The organism is Mariniphaga sp. (genome assembly GCF_041687215.1).
Taxonomy (GTDB): domain Bacteria; phylum Bacteroidota; class Bacteroidia; order Bacteroidales; family Prolixibacteraceae; genus Mariniphaga.
Genome location: NZ_JAWLCI010000029.1, coordinates 18,392 through 41,787 on the forward strand (window position 1 = coordinate 18,392; position 23,396 = coordinate 41,787).

The following is a 23,396-nucleotide window of genomic DNA, read 5'->3' on the forward strand; positions in this document are numbered from 1 at the left end:
TGTGATTAGCGAATCAATTACGGGTGCATATTGCGGATTACAGCTGAGGTTAATATGTTCTTCCGGATCGTACTTGTGATCTTACAATTCAAAATATTCAGGATTTAAGTTTGTGTCGGTATTCAGCCTGTATCGCTCCGTCTGAATTGAAACCCTTTTGGGAGTCCCCCATGTATACGCGGCTTTTTTCCAGGGCATTGAAGGATCTTTCAATAAGAGAACAAAACTTTTTCCTTCCACATGCTTCGGAATGGAAATATCGCACAGGTCGAATAATGTTGGGAATAAGTCAATGGATTCCACTACACTTTCTGAGATCGCACCTTTTGGAGTTAACCCGGGAACTTTCCAGATAAACCCGACGTTGGCGGTTTCTTCAAATAACTTATTGCCCCCTTTTGAAAATTGAAAATGTTCACCAAGTAGAAATCCATGGTCTGTCCAAATTACCACCGCAGTATTTTCATCTAAATTGTTGTCTTTCAACGACTGAAGTATTTGTCCGATACACCAATCAACATAACTGATGCAGGCAAACTGGGCTCTTTTTATTTCGCGCCACTCTGTTGAATCCATCACATCAAAAACGAGGGCTTTATCATTTATCTTCGGGATATCATCCAAATCGTTTAAAGGATTATTGGGGAGTTCGATTTCATTCACATCATAAAGATCAAAAAACTGTTTGGGTGCAGCAAATTTAACGTGAGGGGCATGAAAACCAACAGCGAGAAAAAAGGGCTTTTCATGCGCTTCTGCCAAATAATCGGAAACAATAGTGGCATAATGGCCATCACGAAATTCGCCGGGGTCGCAATCTACCGGTCCCCATTGCAAATCAGATTCAAAATATCCTCCGCCTTCCACATGTTCCAGCTCGTTCAATACTTCAATAACTTCCGGGTGATATGAACTTATCATTTTCCGGCCTTTAACGGGTGTATGAAGTTCCCTGGTCCAGCTTTCCGGATGTTCCATTTGATGATGAAACATTTTCCCAACCCATACGGCTTCATACCCATTGTTTTGAAAATGTTTGGGCATGGTAGCCGGTATTTTCGGCAATACCATTTCTTTCCAATTGTCTGAATTGCCAAACACACCTGAAGTTGGCGGCCTTAAACCTGTAAAAAGCGATGTGCGGCTTGGATTACAAACCGGCCCGGCACAAAATGCATTCTTAAAAATTACTCCTTCGCCTGCCAAAGCATCAATATTTGGGGTTATTGCCTTGCCTCCGTAACTTCCGAAATGCTTGGGACTAAAATCTTCAATGGCTATAAAAAGGACATTTGGTTTTGAGGTGGTTTTCTTTTCAACTGCAAATAATGGTTTAAATAACACAAGCAAGAGCAGCGAAAATACAAATAATTGAAGTGATCGTTTTTTCATATTCCTTATTTATTGTTTCTGATTGTTATAATTTTTAAGATTTACCAAACGCACAAAAAACACAGGCACTTCTTCCTCCGAATGCAATTCAAAATCAAAATTATGAGGGAACGCATTTTCATTAAATTCAGCATCCACGAAAAAAGTGGCCGTTTTAACCGCATCTTTTCCGGAAGTTCCAACCGATTGATTTTGTAACCCCTGACTGTTTTGATACACCAATTTTAAATTTCCTTTCACGCCATCGTAATATGAAACTTTCACCGTTACTTTCTGCTCTTTGTCCGGAAATATTTTATCATCCACATCAAAACCAATTTTTTTCCCTTTTCTGGCTACAAAATCATAATATTTCCCAGGCTCCACCATCCACATCTGAATGGGATGTTCAATTTTAATTACCGGGGTGGTTTCATAACCCGGTGCATCGCGTTGGTAAATCCAACGTTCAAAGTTTTTTACCGGCCGTCCACCGTCATTTTTTATATAACTTTCTCTCAGAAAACACCACGCGTCCGGTGTGTCTTCTCTTGTTCTTCCCAATTCAAGACTCACCCAGGCAAGCATTTCAGGAAGAAGTGAAAATTCATTGTTCAACAAATAATTACATCTCATCTGCAACAATCTCAGGTTGGCTGTGAAGTAACGATAGGGAAAGGAAACCGTTGAACGTCCAAATCGGAAATCCCGCCAATCAGTTGCCCACTTTTCTTCGTACTCTTCATTTTCCTCTCCCTGAAAAAGATTGTTGGAAATAACCTGGTTTGATTCATCCACAACCAGGTAATTGTTTTCGTTCAGCTTTTGGCCAATATGTTCATCAGGTATGTGATACAGGTACATCTCGACAAATCCTCGTCTTATACCAAAACCTTTACTAAATCCGTAGTTTGACAAACCCCCCATAAAAACTTTGTATTCCACTCCTTTACACGCCTCAGCCCAGGTGTCAATTCGTTCAATTACATGAGGAATAGTGTCGTTGGCATCAGCCTCTTTTTCCGGGAATGGGCCAATGCCCTCGTCGCCGTTTGAAGGAGAGGCATACCCCAAAAACAAACCTTTTACCTCTTTCATGTGAGGAATGCCACTCTCGCCCAAGGCCTTAATAAATTTGATATATCTTTTATGAAATTCAGGATGGCCCGGGTCATAGTTTGTTTTGATGGGATTTTCTTTGTTTTCCTTTCGTATGGGAATGTTGTACTTTTTTATCCAGTCGGGGGCAAAATCAATCGCTGAAAAGTGAAGGCGAACTATTGAACCGTAACCTTTTTCATAAGCTAATTTGATATTATCAATTAGCGGCTGAAAATTAATTTCTCCTTCAACCGGTTCTAATTCATGCCATTTCACCCAATGCGAAATAACCGGGTTGGCCGGGAAGTTAATTTCCGGCAGATGTTCGATTTTATTTTTGCCCAATCCGAAATTTCTGGCAATACAAAGATTTGATTTCGCGGAAGGTTCAACAAAATCCGGCAACGACCAGTCCCAACCATCAATAACCGTATCTTTTTCAATCCAGACCGCCTTTTTAATTTCCGAAACCGGAGTCTTGTGGTAATCACCCCAAAACGGATATTTTGCTCTTCCCCCGGTTTCCTGCCCGTAGGTTGTTACAAAAAGCAGTGTAATTATTATCCAGATAAAGACAGTTGATTTCATGAAATCAGATTTATTCGTTGTTAATGTATTTTAAGAATACAACACCATCCGGATTGATTGAAAAATCAAGGTCAGAAACTTTACTGTCTCCCCAAACATTTTTAAGTTCATACGATTGTGTTGCACCCAGTCCCAAATCTTGAACTTTAAGGGAAATTTTATTCATTTCAGGAGTTCGATTAAATATTCCAATCCAGCCGTCTTCGCTGTTTTTCTTTGGTGAGTTCCAGATTTCAATACCGTCTTTTTCGTAAACGAGATGCCCCATTACACCGTTTTGATTGCAGGCAATCATCTCATCGTCAGTAATCAATTTTAGTGAAAAATCATCAAGTGTTGGCAAATCACCACCCATCATTAACGGGGAAGCTGCCAGGGCACGAAGGGTAATAAACGTGTACATCTGGTCTTTAGTAAAATCAGACCAGCGGGTAAAACCTTTTCCTGAAAGGAGTTCAAAATTTTCAAGTTCTCCGGCTTCCATTTTTTTTATAAGTTCTGCCTTTGATTCGTCGCCCCGCACTCCTTCCGGTTTGGGTGACATTAATTGTAATTGTCCAAAAGGAATCATATCCATATCAATCCAAAAGCCGGGTTCTTCTTTACCCTGCCATTTATGCCAGGCATCAAACGCTTCATCAATTCCTTTTTGTTCATCCCAAATATCGGCTGTGACCCGCAGCATGTGAGCTGTTTTGAATGCTTCAATATGATTTGGATCAGCACCATTTCCCGGACTAAGACTGTACACCATTGGTCTGCCGCATTGTTCTATTGCCTTTGCAATTCCTTTTATCTCTTCCGGAAAAGGAACCAAATCGTCGTATTTAATAAAATCCACACCCCATTCTGCCATTTGGTTTATCAGGCTGTTGTAAAATTCCTGGGCTCCGGGCTTGCTCATATCTATCCCATAATTCTGATCGTTCCACACGCAAATACTTTTTGTGTCGGCAATATCAGCCGCGGTATAATTCGTGCCTTTAATGGGAAGGTCCAGATGAACTACTTCTCTGGGAATTCCGCGCATCAAATGCAACCCGAACTTTAAGCCCAGTTCATGGCAACGGTCTATAATGGGCTGCAAACCATTCGGGAAATAGGTTTCCGAAGGCTGAAGCAGTCCGTATTCATTGAAATTCATTTTTTTTGCGTGTTTCTCCGCTGGATAAATCGTACCCGGTTGAAGCTCGAACTCGCCAAACCAACCGGCATCAATTACAAAATATTCATAACCATGCGGTTTTAGTTTTTCTGCAAAAGCCTCCAGGTTTTGCATAGCCGCCTTTTCGTAGAGGTAAACCCCGTAACTGTCGAAACTGTTCCAGCCCATGGGTGGAGTTTGAGCCAATTTTTCTGTATTATTCTCCTGGGAATTAAGAATGTTTGTGCTTGCTAACAAAATGGTTAAAAATGTACCTGTTAGAAAAAAATTTATTTTCATATGTTAACTATTTATGTAGTTTTATTTTCATTGAATTTTATAATACAAACTGTTGTCAGAACCAGGATCATCAAAGTTAAAATCAGCAGGCAATGGGTAACATTGATTTTTTTTGACATTGACCATTCCAACCGGATGCCTGCCCCCGTTTAAATAATTGGCAGTTGCAAATCTCAGACTGGGTAAATTACCGGCCGGATCAAGAATTGCCAGTGAAAGAATATAAGTTCCTTTGGGAATGTCCACCTTAAAACTTTCTTTTACTCTATTCTTTTGGGGTGGCTTTTCCCATTTGCAATTACCTGTTGCATCCCAGTTTTGGTCAGGTAAATATTGAGACCACCCGCCAACTTCGATCCAGTCGGGGTCGGTCCAGTTTTCTCCGGGTAACCATTCCCGTATATCTGCATCATTAAAAGTTGCTTTCCACACAGGCTCCCGGTTTTGTGCATCAAGCAGCACCACCTCAACCGGCCAGTCATAATAGAAAGGCGCCGACCCGATGTTGGTTACATCGAAAGCTACATTTAATGAATCTCCCAATGAAAATCTTACTTCATCCAGTTCGAACCGGTAACCAAAAACTTTCTGGATTTCTTCTGCACCCCTTACTGCCTCTGCGTTGTTCTGATTATAGTTTTCAATCCAGCGTAGTTGGGTACAATGTAGCCAGCGGATTGAATTGATAACAAAATTGCGGTGTTTTTCTTCGGCCACACTTTCTGTTGGTGAAGGACCGGGCTGGACATCACCATTTCCCCAGTCGTAAGCCACTTCGCCTCCCACATAATTTTCCAGATAGCGCCCGCTATCGTTCATTTTTTTAATACTGTTCCCATGCGGCCACATCTGGTCGTAATGTGCCCACGAATCCCAGTATTGCCCAAACGGATGTTCCTGAAACTCCTCCCAGTTATGCCGCACTGAAACCTTTTTATTTTTAAATGCTTCAGCAAATGCATCGCCCACGAGTTTTTGCATCTCTGTTGTTGGAGACGGCCCGTGGTGTTCTCCCCATTTTCCAAAAATACCCATTTCAACAAAAGCCACGCGCGGATCATTGTTCCAACATTCTCCCAGCATTTTTATAAATCGAAGTACCCTTTGCTGAAACTGCTCACTGGTATAATCGTCCTCCTGCATGTCGGCGGGCCAGAATTTTCTGTCGCCGCTCCAGTGCAGATAAACCCGCGGAATTACTTTCACATTGTTGTCTTCAATTCCGGACCAGATGGAGTCGCAAAAGTTTTTTATTTTTTCAATACCGTCGGATTCATGATTTTCAATCTCATTCCAACGAATATACGTTTGTGCAGTTGTTGCCCAGGGATGATCGTAAATTCCCCGGGTGGTAAAACCTTTCAGCGGATTGCGCAGGGCATTTTCATATTTTAAAGGCTTTATAGTAACAGTTTCTTCTGTTTCATTGCAGGAAGAAAATATCAACAAAAACATCAGGCTTGCTGCAAATACTTTTAGTGACATTATAATGAATTGTTTGATTATTGTTCAAATTGGATAATTGACTTTTTACATAATTGATTTTGAATTACTTCAAAAAAACCTTTTTTACATTTAATGTTTCATTTTTATCAAATACATGAACCAGATACACACCGGCAATCAACCCGGCAGTTTGTATTTCATCCGTTTTTCCATCGCATTTTTTACTCCCAACCTTTTTACCCAGAATATTATAAACTTCTATCCTCCCAAGTTCGTTGCTGCTCTTAATTTTAATTAACCGGTAGGCGTTATCATAAAACACAGTTGTTTTTGAATTATCGGTTATTAGAGCTGCATTTACCGGATTTTCCAACCGAATTGCACTGCTTGCCACCGAAACATTACCGGAGCTGTCAACTGCATAGAGTACATATTCTCCGGAACTCAATCCGGTTGTAGAAAGATTTGCCTGACTATATGCAGTTGTTTCAGTATTTGAAACAGCGGCTTCTTTGATGGATGTGGTATCTGCCGGGGTTCCTTCCGGAACCATGTAAACGGTGGCGTCTTCGGTGGTCATAACTACAATGTTGGTTCCCGGATTGAAAGTGCCTAAACTAACATAGTACCATTCCGGGGGTGTAAAATCCAATTCTGACTGAGCAAAGGAAAAGCCTCCGAAAATTCCGGGTTCTCCTACATTATCGTACCAGTCGAACCTAATAATATATGCTCCCCAAAGGCCATCCATTTGATTTTTTGAGCGAAACCAATCGGTTTGTTCGTTCCCGCCACCGACGTTTTTAAAATCATCTTCAATGCTAAAATCATTAAAAAATACGGTATCGCGATTATTGGTCAGGATGGTTAATCTGAACCTGGCATCCACATCATTTCTTGCCCTTATAAGCAACTGATAAGGTAAATTGAGCTGAAAACCGGCAGTGTATTCAAGCCACTGCCCGTTTTTTTGAAATGTTTCGGACGTTTGATCCCACTTAAATTGCGCCGCATCGGCATTTTGAACGGAATCCTTATATGAACGGATATTATATCCTATTGTGTCGTTGCAACCATAAATCCCAATGGTGTTGGCAGTATCGAGAGAAAAATATTTATCGCCCGAATGGTTGTTCATAAAATCGTATTGCCAGGCAGGAACATTATCGGTTGGGAAACGCCAGACATTTCCTTTATACGGAGTTCGTACCGGATCGCGTTCAACAGAATCTTCTTCATACACAATTTCAAAATCAACTTCATATTTCAATGAATTGTCGTTTCTCGGGTCATCGAACTGAAAACCGGAAGGCAGTGTGTCGCATTTGTTTTCGCCAACATACACCAATCCCATCGGATGTTTCCCCCCTTTTAAATAATTGCCTGTTGCAAATTTAACACTGGGCAAATTACCTGCCGGGTCGAGTATGGAAAGGGAAAGAATATATGTGCCATCGGGCAGATCAATTTCAAATTTACCTTCAACCCTGTTTTTTGCAGGTGGAGTGGCCCATCCGGTAATCCCGGAGGAATTCCAGTTTTCGTTGGGATGATACTCCTGCCATGAGCCGACATATTTCCATTCCGGGTCCGTCCAGTTTTCCCCGGGCATCCATACTCTGATATCTGCGCTATCCATCGTGGCTTTCCATACCGGTTCATGTGTGGATGAATCGAGCAAAGCCAATTCAACCGGCCAGTCGTAATAAAATGGTGCCGAACCGGTGTTGGACACATCGAATGAGATATTTAATGAATCTTCCAGCGAGAACCTTACTTCATCCAAAACATACCGGTATCCAAAAGCCTTTTGCATTTCCTCAGCGCCTGCCTGAGCCTGTGCATTATTTTTGTCATAATTGCTTATCCAACGTAACTGCGTGCAATGGAGCCAGCGGATTGAATTGATAACGAAATTCCGGTGTTTTTCAATGGCAACACTGTGTGTTGGAGAAGGTCCCGCCTGAATGTCGTTATTGCCCCAACCGTATGCCACTTCACCCCCAATGTAGGTTTCTTTGTACCGGCCGGTTTGGTCGTTTACCTGTTTTATACTGTTTCCATGCCCCCACATTTGGTCGTAATGTGCCCATGAATCCCAATATTCGCCAAACGGGTAATCGGTAAAATGATTCCAGAAATGCCTGACTGAGACCTTTTTATTATTAAAGGCTTCGGCAAACGCATCGCCTAACAGTTTTTGCTGAGTTGTTGAAGGACCTGGGGAGTGATGTTCACCCCATTTTCCGATAATTCCCAGTTCAACAAAAGCTACCCGCGGATCATTGTCCCAGCAGGCGCCGAGCCTTTTCACTAAACGAACCACCCTTTTCTGAAACTGCTCGCTGGAATAATCGTCTTCTTCCATATCAGCCGGCCAGTATTTTTTATCGCCATCCCAGTGCAAATAAACCCTGGGAATAACCTTTATATTTTTAGCTGCTACTGTATTCCATCTTTGATTACTTACACTGATAATTTTTTCAATTCCATCTGATTCATGGTTTTCAAGCTCATTCCATTTGAAATAGGTGTGTGCAAGAGTACCCCAGGGATGGTCGCTAATATTGTTCGTGGTAAAACCCTTCAGGGGATTTCGCAAAGCACGATCGTATTCTTCAGGTTGAATAATTACTTCATCGTTTTGTGCACTTACCTCAAATGTATAGAAAATGAAAATTAAAATAGTGACTAAGTAAGTTTTTTCCATATTGATTTTTTTAAACAAACAGATTTTTAAAAATACATTTAATATTTTACCACTAAATGATTCAATTGTTTCAGAAAGGAATAAAGTATAGCCAAAATGATAAAAAATTGTTCTTTTACCTCCTATGAATTGTTCATTCATTTAAGTTTGTCAGACCAGGAATTTTTAAAATTGTACTTTTTCGTATTATTACCATAAAATAAAGGATCGCTCTGCTAACTTTTGCAAAGTTGACAATTTGGATAAAGCGGATTCCTGACAAAAGAAGATTTAAAGGAGAGTTTTCAAATGATTACACGAATTATCCTGCTTTTTATTGTAATGATGACTTGTTTGAGTGGCTTTTCTCAACCAAGGCGGTTTAAACAGCTAACTTCTGAAGATGGTGTTTCTCAAAGCGAAGTCTATTCTTTTTTGGAAGACAGTAGGGGATTTATCTGGTTTGGCACGGTGGACGGTTTGAACAGGTACGACGGGTACAATATTGATATTTATAATACCAATAAAAATGACCCAAATTCGTTGTCAAATAATACCGTAAGATGTCTGGTTGAAGATGAATCGGGACGTATTTGGATAGGCACAGACGACGGACTAAATATGTACGATCCTAAAACTGAACTCATTTATCAGATTAAAATAAATTCAGTTGAAAAAAGATTTCCAATATGGAGTTTATGCATTCAGAATGAATATTTGCTGATAGGTTCTGCGCAGGGTTTATGGAGAACAAAAATGCAAAGTAGCAAAATAACCGAAATCGAATCGGGCTTTGAACAAATCAGAGGGTATAAACACAATGAAGCTGCAAATGAATTCATTCGCTCCATTGTAACATCAAAACATGGAGGGATTTGGATAGTTACATCCAGCAACATTTCAAGGGTAATTTTCCAGCAAAATTCGAATGAACCTGTCATCATTGAAGATTTTACCATCAACTCCAATCAGGTTGCTGCCGCTGAAGATTCAACAAGAAATTTATGGATTGCTACGGCACAGGACGGACTATTCAGATACAATCCGCAAACCGGGGTAACTGATCATTTTAATGCTTATGGCACAACTTACGGACCTTCTTCGCGAAAATGTTCGTCACTGGCGCTGGACAAAGAGGGCAATTTATGGGTAGGCACCCTTGACAGAGGGCTGAACCTTATAAAATCTGACGATCTTAATAAAACTAAGATTCATTTTGAACCCATTAAAAATGACCCTTTTGTCGCAAGCAGTTTAAATTCCAACCTCATTTATTCCCTTTATGTTTCAAATGACAATTTACTGTGGGTTGGCACCATTGGGGCCGGAGTCAATATTTATAATCCGGAGCAAAAAAAGTTTGCACACTATAAATTTCGCGATCCAAACCATGATTTATCCAATTCGAATTTTATCCGGGCAGTTTACGTTGACGATGAAAACCGAATCTGGACAGGTACTCATGGTAACGGGCTATTTCTTTATATCAGAGAAAAAAATAAATTTCAAAAATTAGGCTTCGAAACGCAGTCTGTTTTTTACATTTCAAATTATGAGGGGAACAAAAAAATTATTTGCTGCAGCTCGGGTGCTTACCTCGTTGAATGGATCAACAATGGGATAGAAATTCTTAGCGGCTATGAAGGCAGTCCTGTTTTTTATATTGAAAAAAGTAAATCTGATGTGTATTGGGTTGCTTCGCTTACCGGATTAACGCGGATAAAAATTGAGAATGACAAAATTATTGCAGCAGAAAAATACACCCATAACGCCACGCCCGGTATTTCAACAAACAATTGCAGGGTACTTTTTTATGACCCAAAAGACAACAGCCTCTATGTTGGCACGGAAGGCGGAGGATTGAATATTATTTCACTGGATGACAGGCACTATCCTGATAAGATTAAAGTGTATCAAAAAAACAATGAATCGAACTCGTTAAGCAATAATTACATCCGTTCTATTATAAAAGACAGCAACCATAATATATGGCTTGGAACCTACGAAGGTTTAAACAAAATGATAACCGACTCCATTTCAGGGGAAATTTCTTTTAAAAGTTATACCAAAAAGGACGGGCTACCTAATAATATGATACAGTTAATCGTTGAAGATGATAATCAGAATCTTTGGATTGGAACCAATGGAGGACTATCGCAATTTATTTCCGTAGAAAACAGGTTTGTAAATTATACGGTAACCGACGGAATTCAAAGCAATGAATTCTCGGAGCATACTGTTTATAAAAAAACCGACGGAGAAATTATTATGGGTGGTATTAACGGAATAAATGCATTTTATCCCCAACAAATCAATTTAAGCTCATTGATGCCCGGAACAACCGTTACTGGTTTTTATTTGTTTAACGAAAAAGTGAATGCACTTGAAAAAAAAGGAAGAAAATCTCCGCTAAAATCAAGCATTACATTAACTGATTCTATTGTTCTTCTTCCCAAACAAAAAAACATTGGTTTTGAATTTTCAGCCATGATTTACCCCAATGCAGAAAAAATACGTTATGCTTACATGCTGGAAGGTTTTGACAACGACTGGCAATATACCGATGCAACCAACAGAATGGCAAGTTACACCAATCTGAGGCACGGGAAATATATTTTTAAGGTAAAGTCAACAAACGCTGACGGAATCTGGGAAGGCACTCCCACACAAATATTTGTTCATATTCAAACTCCATTTGTTTATACCTGGTTTGCTTACATTCTTTACTTTTTGATTATTACTTTAATATTTACTTATTTTTCGCACTACACAATTATACGGTACACTACAAAAAAGAAATTGTTGCTTGAAAAGAATCACAATGAAAAGGTTCATGAACTTGACTTACTGAGAACAAAGTTCTTTATTAACATCTCCCATGATTTGCGAACCCCTCTTACACTTATCAGGGAACCACTGGATGTTCTGCTTCAAAATAAAAAATTAAACATCGATGTAAGAGAAAAGCTTGACCTAATTAAGCGAAATGTAAAACGCCTGAACTATTTAATTGAACAGCTTCTCGATGTAAGAAAAGCTGAAAGCGGGAAACTAACAGCAAAATTGAACAAAGAAGATATAGTTACTTTTACAAATGAAGAAATTGCTCATTTTACCTATGCTGTTAAGCAAAAAGGACTGGAATTAAACCTGACCTCTAACCCCGAAAAGATAATTGTTTGCTTCGATCCGGCTATGATGTCAAAAATATATTTTAACATCATTTCGAATGCCATAAAATTTACAGATAAAGGAAAAATTGATATTAATATTGAGATAGTTGATAAAGATTCAAGTAAAATAGAAGTATTAAAAAATTCTTCTTTCAGTTCGTTTGTGAAAGTAGAAATAAGTGATACAGGCAGAGGGATTTCAAAGGAGCAATGTGAAAAAATATTTGACCGCTTTTACCAGGGACAAGAACAAAAAGGAAAAGGTTATGGAATTGGGTTATCGCACACCAAAGAATTGATTGATGCCCATAGTGGTTACATTGAAGCAAAAAGCAAGGAGGGAGTTGGAACCACCATGCAGTTTTTCCTGCCAAACATTGAAAACACAAACGGCAATGCAATCCAAAGTACAACCAGCACTGAAGATATGTATTTTAATGGTGATGCAGTAGCTGCTGATGAACCTGACCAGGTTAAAGATTTGGATAAAACTGTTTTAATTGTAGAAGACAATGTAGATATGCGAAGTTTCATTAGAAACGAACTTAAAAAGGAATACAATGTGATTGAAGCTGGTGATGGTATGGAAGGTTTGAAAAAGGCTAAAAAATTTATGCCCGACCTGATTGTTTGCGATGTGATGATGCCCAATATGGATGGCATTGAACTGTGTGAACAAATTAAATCCAATATTGAAACCAGCCATATTCCTTTTATTCTTCTTACTGCAAAAGTTGACCTGGAAACAAAATACGAAGGAATAGAAACAGGTGCAGACGATTATATTCCCAAACCATTTGAAATGGAATATCTGCAAATCAGGATAAAAAATTTGCTTGAATCCAGGGAAAAACTGCGCAGGTTATTTCAAAAAAGCAGTGTTTTGGAACCTTCTGCCGTAACCGTTACTTCGGTTGACGAGAAATTTTTAACTACACTTATGGAAGCCATAAATGAAGGTATCTCCGATTCCGATTTTTCAATTCATACACTGGAATCAAAACTAGCCATGAGCCATGCCAAATTTTACCGGAAAATCAAAAGTTTAACCGGCCAGTCCGGACAGGAACTTTTACTTAGTATGCGCATGAAACGGTCATATCAGATATTGTCGGAGAACAAAGGTTTGCGTATAGCAGAAGTAGCTTACATGGTTGGATTTACAAACCCAAAATATTTCAGTAAATGTTTTAAGGAAACGTTCGGATTTGCACCTTCAGCGTTAATAAAATAAGCATTAACCCATACTGTAAACAATACATTTACAGTATATTTTAATGCAAATGAACATTTTTTTATACCTGAATGAACAACTTTTGTTCTACCGAACAATTCACAACACTTAAATGAGCAATTAAAATCACATGAATAATTTTTCCGGTGCTTAAATTTGTATCAATTCATTGTTTATGAAAACACTTCTTATACGAATTAAAAGAACCAGAATAACCCGGCGGGTACTGAAAAATAATTACAGTTCAATACCCTATTTAATAGCTGGTCTACTTTTACTCTTTATTGTAACAAAATTGATTTACGAAAATATTTTTTTAAGATGATAAGACACATTTTTTATGAACACCAAAAAAATGAATTGATGCTTTTTGTAATAATAAATAAAAGACTAAAGTTCAGGTTTTAATTTCATAGTATATAATGCCGGTGGTCAATACCACCGGCATTTAGTAACGGTAGCAATAAAAAAATGATATAAAAGGAAAAATAAATAACAATAGTAGTAGTAGTAACCAATAAAAATTACAGTTATGAGATTAAAATTTTTACTTTTTGCTTTTTTGTTGCTGGGCGGTGTTGTAAGCGCTCAGGATACAATTAATTATTTGGTTATCACCGAATATCGCGGAGATAATACCAACAGGTGCTATTTGGAATTAACCAACATGGGAGATAAACCCGTTGAGTTGAACCAATTTAAAATTGGACACTGGGGAGGTGGTGACAAATTGGATTATGCAACTGGAAAAGTAACAGATACGAGTCCCGGTTATTGGATACCGGGAGATATCGTATTACAACCAGGTGAAGCTTTTGTTTTCGCAGCAGTGAAAGAATTTGGCCCAAGAATGTTTGCCAAAGGATTGGAAGGCTTCCCGGAAAGAGTAAACCATCCAAAAACCTGGGAGTATGCTGACTTCCTTGTTCATTTACCCGAAGAAAAAGGTGATGAAACAGACCTGGTAACAGAAAATTTTTACCAGCCTTTCAATGAACAATGGGGGCCCGGCATGAATGGGTTTTTTATTGAACAACATTTTCCTGACGGCGACAGTATGGTTGTTGACCAGGTAGTTGGGATGTTTACTGGTGTAGATGGTGCAAATCTGGACAGGGTGAGTGGAAGTGGTTACGATGTTGCCGGTGTCCCTCAGGCAACAGGAAACAGTATTTTGGTGCGAAGGTTTAATGTTAAAACAGGCAACCTTAATTTCGCCGAAGCACGTGGAGTTGGTTTAGATGATTCAGAATGGATTCCAGTTCCGATGCACGGAGGAGAATGGAGAGCACCCATGTGGACTATGGGCAATCATGGTGATTACAACCTGGATGAAAATACATTAGTGTCTGACGTTATTGATGTTGATTTTGAAAACAAAACACTAACTGTACCATGGGGAGTTCGCCGGGGTGATGATATCATGAACTATTTCGAAAAAAAACCTGGTGTTGGCTGGGAATATATTATGGCTCCCGATGCAGATTCATTAACCTGGGCGGCACAAACAGGAGATCAATTGTTAATCTACGTATGTGGAAATGATTTGGATCTGCAGGCTTTTGACATTGTAGTGCAAGATCCTGCAGCAAATGCAAATATAGTTGTTCCTTTAACAAATGAGGACCCTGAGGGATTTTGGAGAGAAACTATTGATAACGGGTATCTGGAATACCCAAGAGTTACTCAGCATGAATCCGGAAATGACACTATTTGGGGGACCCGCGGAGGAATTCCGTATTCAACCCGTGTGGATACCTTATTACTGGATCGTTTGGAAAAACCATCCAATGCAGAATGGGAAATTGTTTATGCCAGCGGAGTCGCAAAACCCGATTTATCAGATGGCGATATACTTAGGGTAACTGCCCAGGATGGCTCTGCAAAAGAATACTTTATCTCTGTAATACCTTACAGGGCAAATGGCGATGCCACTTTAACTGCTATCCAGTGGCCCGACATTCCGGAATTTTACAAAGGTCTTTTTGGTTGGATTGGCGATACTATTCCAGGTTTTGGCCCGCAGGTATTCAATTACAACATTGAAGTTCCTCTAATGGCCCAGGGCATTCCGGCTTTGGTACCTACCAAGTCCGATCCCAATGCCAAAGTGAAAGTAAAACGGGCAACCAGCCTTTCAGGTTCTGAGGCAGATCGTACTGTTGATTTTACGGTTACTGCAGAAGATGATTCAACCACTAATAATTATAATATTTTACTCACAAAAGAAAAAGACCCTAACAACCTGCAGCCTTTTGTGGCAGATCCATTTATTTCCGAAGTTTCACATAATTTATACTGGATGGGTAACGATTTTGCGGAAATTTATAATCCTGGTAATGAGCCGGTTGATTTAAGTAATTATATGATAGCAATGAGTGGTTCTGCCAACCCTGCTGACATTATAGCAAATACCAACGAAGACAATTGGTTAATGCGATACGAAAAATACATTCCGGGCTACAAATGGGCTCCCAATGAGGGATCCTGGGTTGTAGATCCCTACAAAGCTGAGCTTGATCTTTCGGTTGATGCAATGGTATACCCGGGAGAAGTATTTGTAATGGCTGCTATAAATAATGAAAATGCACCAATGTGCAGGCCTGACTGGACTAATCCGGCAAAAAATGCCAATGTACAGTTTTATACCAGAGAAACTTCATGTAACTTCTGGGAAAATCAGTGGGGAGAAGAAATAGACAATAACGGTACTCCTTTTGGAAAATGGCATGCTAATATTATTTATCTGTTCAAAATACTTAATGACTCGATAAAACAAGGATTAAAACCGGCAACCGATCCACTCGACTTTGAATTGATTGACGTTTTAGGGAAAGAAGATGGCTCACTCTGGACGCTGGGAGAGGAGGGTATAAACAATCCTTTTTCACTAAGAAGAAAACCGCATATTTATCAAGGAAATCCGAATTTTGGTGCATTGGGTACGTCGCCTGAGGATGCTGAATATAGTGCATATAATTTAGACTACTACGCTGGTCAGGGCCAGGGCTGGCCATGGAGAATGCTGAATATAGTTTCCGATATTGGCAAACACTTTATGTTCGCTCCAAATCACTATATATCTACGGTAAGCTCAGTCGTTTATAAAGTGAGCGAAGGATATCAGTCCAATCCACCACACGGGCCACAAACCATCAGAGGAATAACAACAGGAACTACCGTAACTGGTTTTCTTGACAATATTATCAAAGCAAATGAAGGCCAGTCACTTAATTTAACCAGTAATGAGGATGGAACTGTACTGGCTATGGATGATTTGTTGAGTTTAAATGACACATTAACCGTCATGTCAGCAGACAGCATCAATGTTACAAAATATGTTCTGGAGGTTTCAGATGAAGGATTGAGTTCAGACGCTTTACTCACTTCAACCCGTTATGAAATTACCATCGATGCCGAGCCCAAAAGCGCCGGCGATGAGCATACTCCCGGCTCCGGGTCAATTACCGGATTCGAGTATGGTACCACGCTGCAAACAGTAGTAAACAATGTAACGGTACCGGCAGGCGCTACAATGACTGTTATTAGCGGAGACGGGGAGTATGTGCCTTTTAAACAGTTAAATTATGATACTGCCTACGTTTCAGTTACGGTAAATGCCGATACTTATTTTGAAGTTGTTGCAGAAAATGGAATAACCACTATTACGTATCAGTTGCTTCCAAGAGCTTCTGAATCAGCAGCATTTGTGTTATCTGATTTGTATTCAGTAAGTCAAGGTGATTTGCTGATTGAGTATGTGCCACGCGGAACAAACGTTCAGAGTTTCCTTTCCAACCTGGTTCCATCATTGGGAGCCAGTATGAAACTTATAGATAAGTGGGGATTTGAAAGGGTTGATGGCACTGTTGCAGACGATGATAAACTGGTGGTAACATCGCCAGACGAGATGGTTACAACAGTCTATCATATTTCAAAACTGGCAACGCAATACATTCAGGAAACAACTTACCTGGCATATATTCTGTCCAATGTGTACGGAATAGACCAGGTGGAATATAAAATTCACGGAGCATCCGGTATTGCAGATATCAGTGAGTTCTATGCAAGAATCAGAACAGCCTTGGGTGCAACAGCAGTTGTAGTTGATGAAAACGGAGCAGAGAAAACAAGCGGAACACTTAACAGAAACGATAAGGTAAAAGTAACTTCGGCTGATGGTAAAATAGAAGTTATTTACACTTTTGGTCCGTTAACAGATGCAAACGACTTCCGTGTTCAAAACCAGATAGAGTTTTATCCGAACCCAACAAACGGAATACTGAATGTTTCGGGTGTTGAAAAAGGACAGCGGATTCAGGTTTACAACGCCGTTGGAACGGCTGTTTTGGATATAAATGTGAGCAGTAACCGCGAGGTTATTTCACTCCAGAATGAGCCTTCAGGCATGTACCTGATTGTTGTCAGCAAAGAAAACCGCCTGATTGGCAGGTATAAAGCAATTAAAAAATAACAAGTAACAAATAAAAGTTTACCAGACCGTCCAACGCGGCGGTCTGGTTTTTCACTTAAAATTAGCTGTTTTGTTAAAGTGACTAACTTTCAATAAATTAAACTGGGGAATATTGTTGTTAGAGAATATAAATAGCCATATTTTATTGGTATAATCTGCAAGTGTTTAAACTAAAATTTTGCCTGTACCAATTAAAACAATCAACCATACAAAAAAACTTTTTTACTTTATAATCAAATGAATAAAGGAATTCTATTTATTACCCTGCTATTAATTGCAACCCATTTATTTGCTCAAAAGGGCGATGAAGTAGTTTTGAATATTGACCAGGATGAGTATTGGTGGGGAGGTCTTAGTTCAAAAGGTCATGAAACCCCGTATGATGCCACATCTGATGTTACTTACGATTTGTGGGGCGACAATCAGGGCAATCAGGCGCAGCCGCTTTTGCTTTCAAGCAAAGGAAGATACATCTGGAGCGAAGACCCCATTAAATATTCGTTCGAAAAAGGGAAACTAACCGTTACCGGACGAGTAGGAAAAATTCATCATGGAAAAGAAGGAGATAACCTGAGAGATGCATACGAATTTGTTTGCAAGAAGTTTTTTCCTTCCAACGGAGAAATACCCGACGAAATGTTATTCACTCATCCTCAATACAATACATGGATTGAATTAATGTATGATCAGAACGAAGACGATATTCTGAAATATGCAGAAGATATAATCAGCAAGGGGTATCCGCCGGGAGTTATTATGATTGACGACAACTGGCAGGAGAATTATGGTACCTGGAAGTTTTCAACCCGTCGTTTTACTGACCCCAAAGGAATGATTAATAAATTGCATAGCATGGGTTTTAAGGTTATGTTATGGATATGTCCGTTTGTTAGTCCCGACTCGGAAGTTTTCAGGTATCTTGCCAAAGAAGGTATGCTGCTTTTGGAGGGAGACAATACACCGGATGTTCATTGGGAAAATACCCAAAACAAAGCGGCTATTATACGATGGTGGAACGGGGCCAGCGCATGTCTCGACTTAAGCAACCCGAAAACGCAAAAATGGTATCAGGAGCAAATGGATTATCTAGTTGATGAATATGGAGTTGACGGGTTTAAATTAGATGCCGGAGACGCCCGCTTTTATACCGGCGATATTATTTCATTTAACAAAAGTACACCAAACGATCACACCACCTATTTTGCTGAAATCGGCTTAAAATATCCCCTTAATGAATACAGGGCATCATGGAAAATGGCCGGACTGCCTTTGGTTCAGCGGTTGAGAGATAAAGCACACAACTGGGAAGATTTGCAAAAACTGATACCCGACCAGATGTCACAAAGTGTTATGGGATATACTTATACCTGCCCCGATATGATTGGTGGGGGTGAGTATCAGTCATTTCTACAGGCATCTACCATGGATGAAGAATTGGTAGTAAGGTCTGCCCAGGTTCATGCTTTAATGCCAATGATGCAATTTTCTGTCGCTCCATGGAGAGTTCTTTCAAAAGAAAATCAGGCAATATGTCTTGAAATGGCTAAACTTCATGAAAAAATGGGTCCAATGATTCTGGATTTGGCAAAACATGCATCAAAAACCGGAGAACCCATTGTGAAGCCTATGTCGCTGGCTTTTCCTGAAAGTGGGTTTGAAACAATCAAAGATCAATTTATGCTGGGAGATGAAATTTTGGTGGCGCCTGTGGTAGAAAAAGGAGCCCGTTCCCGTACCGTTGCGTTTCCAAAAGGTAAATGGGAAGGAGATGATGGCAGAATCATAAAAGGTGGAAAAACTTTGGAAATTCAGGTACCCCTGGAACGATTGCCCTACTTTAAAAAAATGTAACCAGATTATTAAAAACGATTTGAAAGAATATAAATCGCAGATTAGCAAAGGGTTTTGAAAAGAAGGAGAGGAAAAAATGAAAGGATTCGAAAAATATAATGAGGATTTAAAAAATAATTTTTTAAATCCTTTTTTTACTGAATTTCAAAGAAACTTTGTGAATATTCCAATTTCAGAAGAAAAATCAACACTATTAATAATTGATGTTAATAAAAGCTCACTTAACACTTTAAGTAATTATTTTTCAGAAAATTACAATATTATTACAGCTTCAAATGGATTGGATGCACTGAAGATTGCATGGAAAATAAATCCATCATTAATCCTTACAACTTTTGCAATTCAAGGGTTGAACGGTTTTGAATTATGCAGACAAATAAAGAGTGATTTAAAATTATGCCATATTCCGCTTATTTTATTCATATCAAAAAACACGATTAGTCAAAAAATAAAAGGATACGAAGTTGGTGCAGACAGCATCATTCCCAAACCATTTGACATTAACTTACTTGCCGCCCAGGTAAACAGATTAATACAAAACAGGATTCTTATAAAAGAAAAATACCTGTCACAAAATTATATGATTGAACTTGAGGGCAATAACGAATCGAAGGAGGAACGATTTGTAAAAACTGTAAGAAAAATTTTGAAGGAGAATATAGCTGATCCCGATTTCAACGTGCAAAAACTGGCCGGGAAAATGAACTCAAGTACCACGCAATTGTACCGTAATATGAAAGAAATTACAGGTCATTCTCCTGTAGAATTTATCAGAATTTTACGATTACAAAATGCACATATATTATTAAACCACAAAGACATATCAGTCACTGAAGCTTGTTACCAATCGGGATTTAATAATGTATCGTATTTTATAAAATGTTTTAAAAGAATGTTTGGTTCAACACCTGCCAACATAGTAAATAGCTTTGCTAATAATGAAGATAATTTAACGAGGCCCCTGGTCCAAAATATAAAAAACAGCAAATACAGCTTTTATAAAAGTGTGGGGTAAATTTAGCCCGAATAATTCATGAGATATTCCTGTCTCCTGCAGCGACTAAGATTCAGTAAATCTTTTGAAAAAAGTTTAACTTCATCTAAGTCGAAGTTAACCTAAACTTTATTCATATTTTTAAAAGTTTATGAATAGTTCAGGTTAGAAATTCTTGTTTCAATAACCCAATAGCAAATGAAGCATACCTGTTAGAAACAATGATGGTGAAAAGTCTGAATTTATTAGCGAAAATTTTAACAAATCCGTTATTCATTCACTTTCACCAAATGCAACAAACAGGGATCACTACTCATATCTAACGCATTTTCTTTTGCATTTCAGCATCCATAAAGCTCAATACCGCATCAAAATCCTCCAGCAAAAAGTTCGATACTTCGCCGGCTGGGACAACCCGGTTAGGAGGAGTGCAAAAGTGATTGTACTCCTTTTTTCTTGGTAACCTTAACGAAAAGACTTCCAGCTTACCCTCATTTTTTTCAAGTCCATTTTGATAAGGTATATCCGGGGGTTTGCCGATAAAAACCTATTTCTCACGAAATTTTAATCGATTTTTAATCCTTTTTAGCTGTAGATTTGTTCAACTTTCATTAAACAATTTAATGCTTTGCATTAAGCGGATTACAGCAACGAAAACAATTCAACGAGGAAACATGAAACAAATTATTCTGGTTGTCCTTCTCGGAAGCCTTTATCTTGAAGCGTATGCGCAAACCGCTACCCTGAGCGGGTACATTCGCGATGCGGAAAGCGGCGAGGCACTTACCGGGGCAACCTGCTATGTTCCCGAAATTCAGAAGGGCGTAACGTCCAATGCATACGGATTTTATTCCATTACACTTTCGCAGGGCACCCACCGGATCAGTTTTTCGTTTATTGGTTATGAAACGCAAATCGTGGAAATTGACCTTGAAGAAAACCAAATCCTTGATGTTTTTATGGTGGAAGAATCCACGCAACTGGGTGATGTGGTAGTTATGGCCGAACGGAGAGATCGGAACATTACCGGCACGGAAATGAGCATGGAACGCGTGTCGGTAAAAATGGTGGAAAAGCTACCGTCGTTTATGGGCGAAACCGATGTGCTGAAAACCATTACCCTGCTGCCGGGAATTCAGAGCGGCGGGGAAGGCAGCTCAGGTTTGTACGTGCGCGGCGGCGGGCCCGACCAAAACCTGCTCATTCTCGACGAAGCTCCGGTGTACAATGCTTCCCACCTGCTGGGTTTCTTTTCGGTTTTTAATTCCGATGCCATCAAAGATATCGATGTCTATAAAGGCGGCATTCCGGCTGAATACGGCGGAAAGGCTTCTTCGGTTATCGATATCCGGATGAAGGAAGGAAACAGCAAACATTTCAGCGGGCAGGCGGGGATTGGTAACATTTCGAGCCGGTTAACCTTCGAAGGTCCAATTATTCAGGATAAATGGAGTTTTATCGTTTCGGGCCGTAGAACTTATGCAGATGTGGTGGGAAGGCTTATCGGAATTGAGGAGCTGAAGGAAAACCAGTTGTATTTTTACGACCTCAACCTGAAAACCAATGTGAAGCTTTCGGACAAAGACAGACTCTATTTTTCTGCCTACACGGGCGACGATTATTTTAAGCTGGGCGAATCGCTTTACATGCGCTGGGGAAACATTACCGGAACCGTTCGCTGGAATCATATTTTTAACGGAAAACTTTTTTCGAATACGTCGCTCATCTATTCTAATTACGACTACAACCTGGGTGTGCCGGGCAATACAGCCGATCAGTTCGACTGGAGTTCGCATGTACGCGACTACAATTTCAAGCAGAATTTTTCGTGGTTCCTGAATACCGACAATCGTATAAATTTTGGTCTGAACCTGATTCGCCACCGTTTTGAGCCCGGAAACATTAAGGCCAGTGAAAATTCCTTTTTTCAAACCCTGAACCTTACACGTTACAACGCCATCGACGGTTCGGCTTATATTTCCAACGAACAGAAAATTGGCGACCTGTTTTCGATGGAATACGGCCTCAGGTTAAGTGTGTTTCAGCAGGTGGGCGAGGGGAAGGTTCGGGAATACCTGAATCCTGATTCACCCCGGGGCAATGAGGTGATTAATGAAATCAGTTACGAAAAAGGGGAGCGGATTGGTTCGCCGTTTGTAAACCTTGAGCCGCGTTTTTCGGCCAGGCTTACTACCGGTTCCACCAGCTCGGTAAAAGCTTCGTACAACCGGATGGTCCAAAACCTGCACCTCATTTCCAACACCAATTCGCCCACCCCGCTCGACATTTGGCTGCCTTCAAACAAATACATCAAACCGCTGATTTCGAACCAGGTGGCCGCCGGGTATTTCCGCAATTTCAACCGGAATGAATTTGAAACTTCTGTTGAAGTTTACTACAAGGATATGCAAAACATCATCGATTACAAAGACGGCGCCGAGCTGTTTTTAAACGAAAACCTGGAAACCGAGTTGCTGCGCGGAAGCGGCTATGCCTACGGAATGGAGTTGATGGCGAAAAGGCAGGAAGGGCAGTTTACCGGCTGGGTAAGTTACACTCTGGCCCGCTCCATGCGAAAAGTGCCGGGCATCAACAACGGCAAAGCCTATCCGTCAACTTACGACCGCACCCACGATGTTTCGGTGGTGCTGAACCACGATTTGAATTCCCGCTTTACGGTTTCGGCCAACTGGGTTTTTTCAACCGGTAGCCCGGTGACTTACCCGGTGGCCAAATACAATGTTCAGGGGAATACGCTGTTTTACTATGCCGACCGGAACAGCAACCGCATTCCCGACTATCACCGGCTCGACCTTTCAGCCACCTGGAATCCGCGGAAAAACGAAACCCGGAAAGTCAAACGGTCGCTGAATATTTCGTTGTACAACGTGTATGCCCGGCGCAATGCCTATTCCATCTATTTCAGACAGAACGAAGAAAATCCCCGGATAACAGAAGCTACGCGGCTTTCCATAATCGGAACTGTTATTCCGGCTATAACCTGGAACATTAATTTTTAAAAAGCAATGCC

General features: G+C 40.0%; 10 protein-coding genes. 5 read left to right on the top strand and 5 right to left on the bottom strand.

All coding sequences use genetic code 11. The features are described from left to right. Window positions 1-81: 81 nt before the first annotated feature. The 5 genes from ACESMA_RS11590 to ACESMA_RS11610 all read right to left on the bottom strand — a co-directional run bounded on the left by ACESMA_RS11590 (window position 82) and on the right by ACESMA_RS11610 (window position 8,660). Entirely contained in the window at window positions 82-1,392 is a 1,311-nt protein-coding gene (locus tag ACESMA_RS11590; protein ID WP_372948982.1) for a sulfatase, read from the bottom strand. Window positions 1,393-1,401: 9 nt separating this feature from the next. Continuing rightward, the gene (locus tag ACESMA_RS11595; protein WP_372948983.1) at window positions 1,402-3,060 is read right to left on the bottom strand and encodes a hypothetical protein; all 1,659 of its coding nucleotides are present in this window, start codon (window positions 3,058-3,060) and stop codon (window positions 1,402-1,404) included. 10 nt (window positions 3,061-3,070) lie between these two features. Then, window positions 3,071-4,504, bottom strand: a complete 1,434-nt coding sequence (locus ACESMA_RS11600) for a glycoside hydrolase family 27 protein (RefSeq protein ID WP_372948984.1) — start codon at window positions 4,502-4,504, stop codon at window positions 3,071-3,073. Between the two features lie 27 nt (window positions 4,505-4,531). Beyond that, on the bottom strand, window positions 4,532-5,989 hold the full coding sequence (locus ACESMA_RS11605; protein ID WP_372948985.1) for a DUF4832 domain-containing protein: 1,458 nt from the start codon (window positions 5,987-5,989) through the stop codon (window positions 4,532-4,534). Window positions 5,990-6,053: 64 nt separating this feature from the next. After that, window positions 6,054-8,660 (bottom strand): DUF4832 domain-containing protein, encoded by a 2,607-nt coding sequence (locus tag ACESMA_RS11610; protein WP_372948986.1) that lies wholly within the window; start codon window positions 8,658-8,660, stop codon window positions 6,054-6,056. A gap of 288 nt (window positions 8,661-8,948) precedes the next feature. On the opposite strand from ACESMA_RS11610, the gene ACESMA_RS11615 reads away from it, so the two are divergent. The 5 genes from ACESMA_RS11615 to ACESMA_RS11635 all read left to right on the top strand — a co-directional run bounded on the left by ACESMA_RS11615 (window position 8,949) and on the right by ACESMA_RS11635 (window position 23,385). Further along, on the top strand, window positions 8,949-13,046 hold the full coding sequence (locus ACESMA_RS11615; protein WP_372948987.1) for a two-component regulator propeller domain-containing protein: 4,098 nt from the start codon (window positions 8,949-8,951) through the stop codon (window positions 13,044-13,046). 532 nt (window positions 13,047-13,578) lie between these two features. Beyond that, on the top strand, window positions 13,579-17,520 hold the full coding sequence (locus ACESMA_RS11620; RefSeq protein WP_372948988.1) for a T9SS type A sorting domain-containing protein: 3,942 nt from the start codon (window positions 13,579-13,581) through the stop codon (window positions 17,518-17,520). 237 nt (window positions 17,521-17,757) lie between these two features. After that, entirely contained in the window at window positions 17,758-19,371 is a 1,614-nt protein-coding gene (locus ACESMA_RS11625) for a glycoside hydrolase family 31 protein (protein WP_372948989.1), read from the top strand. A gap of 76 nt (window positions 19,372-19,447) precedes the next feature. Continuing rightward, complete coding sequence (locus ACESMA_RS11630) at window positions 19,448-20,386, top strand: helix-turn-helix domain-containing protein (RefSeq protein WP_372948990.1); 939 nt, start codon at window positions 19,448-19,450, stop codon at window positions 20,384-20,386. 653 nt (window positions 20,387-21,039) lie between these two features. Continuing rightward, window positions 21,040-23,385 carry a TonB-dependent receptor gene (locus ACESMA_RS11635; protein WP_372948991.1) on the top strand — a complete coding sequence of 782 codons (2,346 nt, stop codon included), beginning with the start codon at window positions 21,040-21,042 and terminating at the stop codon, window positions 23,383-23,385. The last annotated feature ends 11 nt before the right edge of the window (window positions 23,386-23,396 follow it).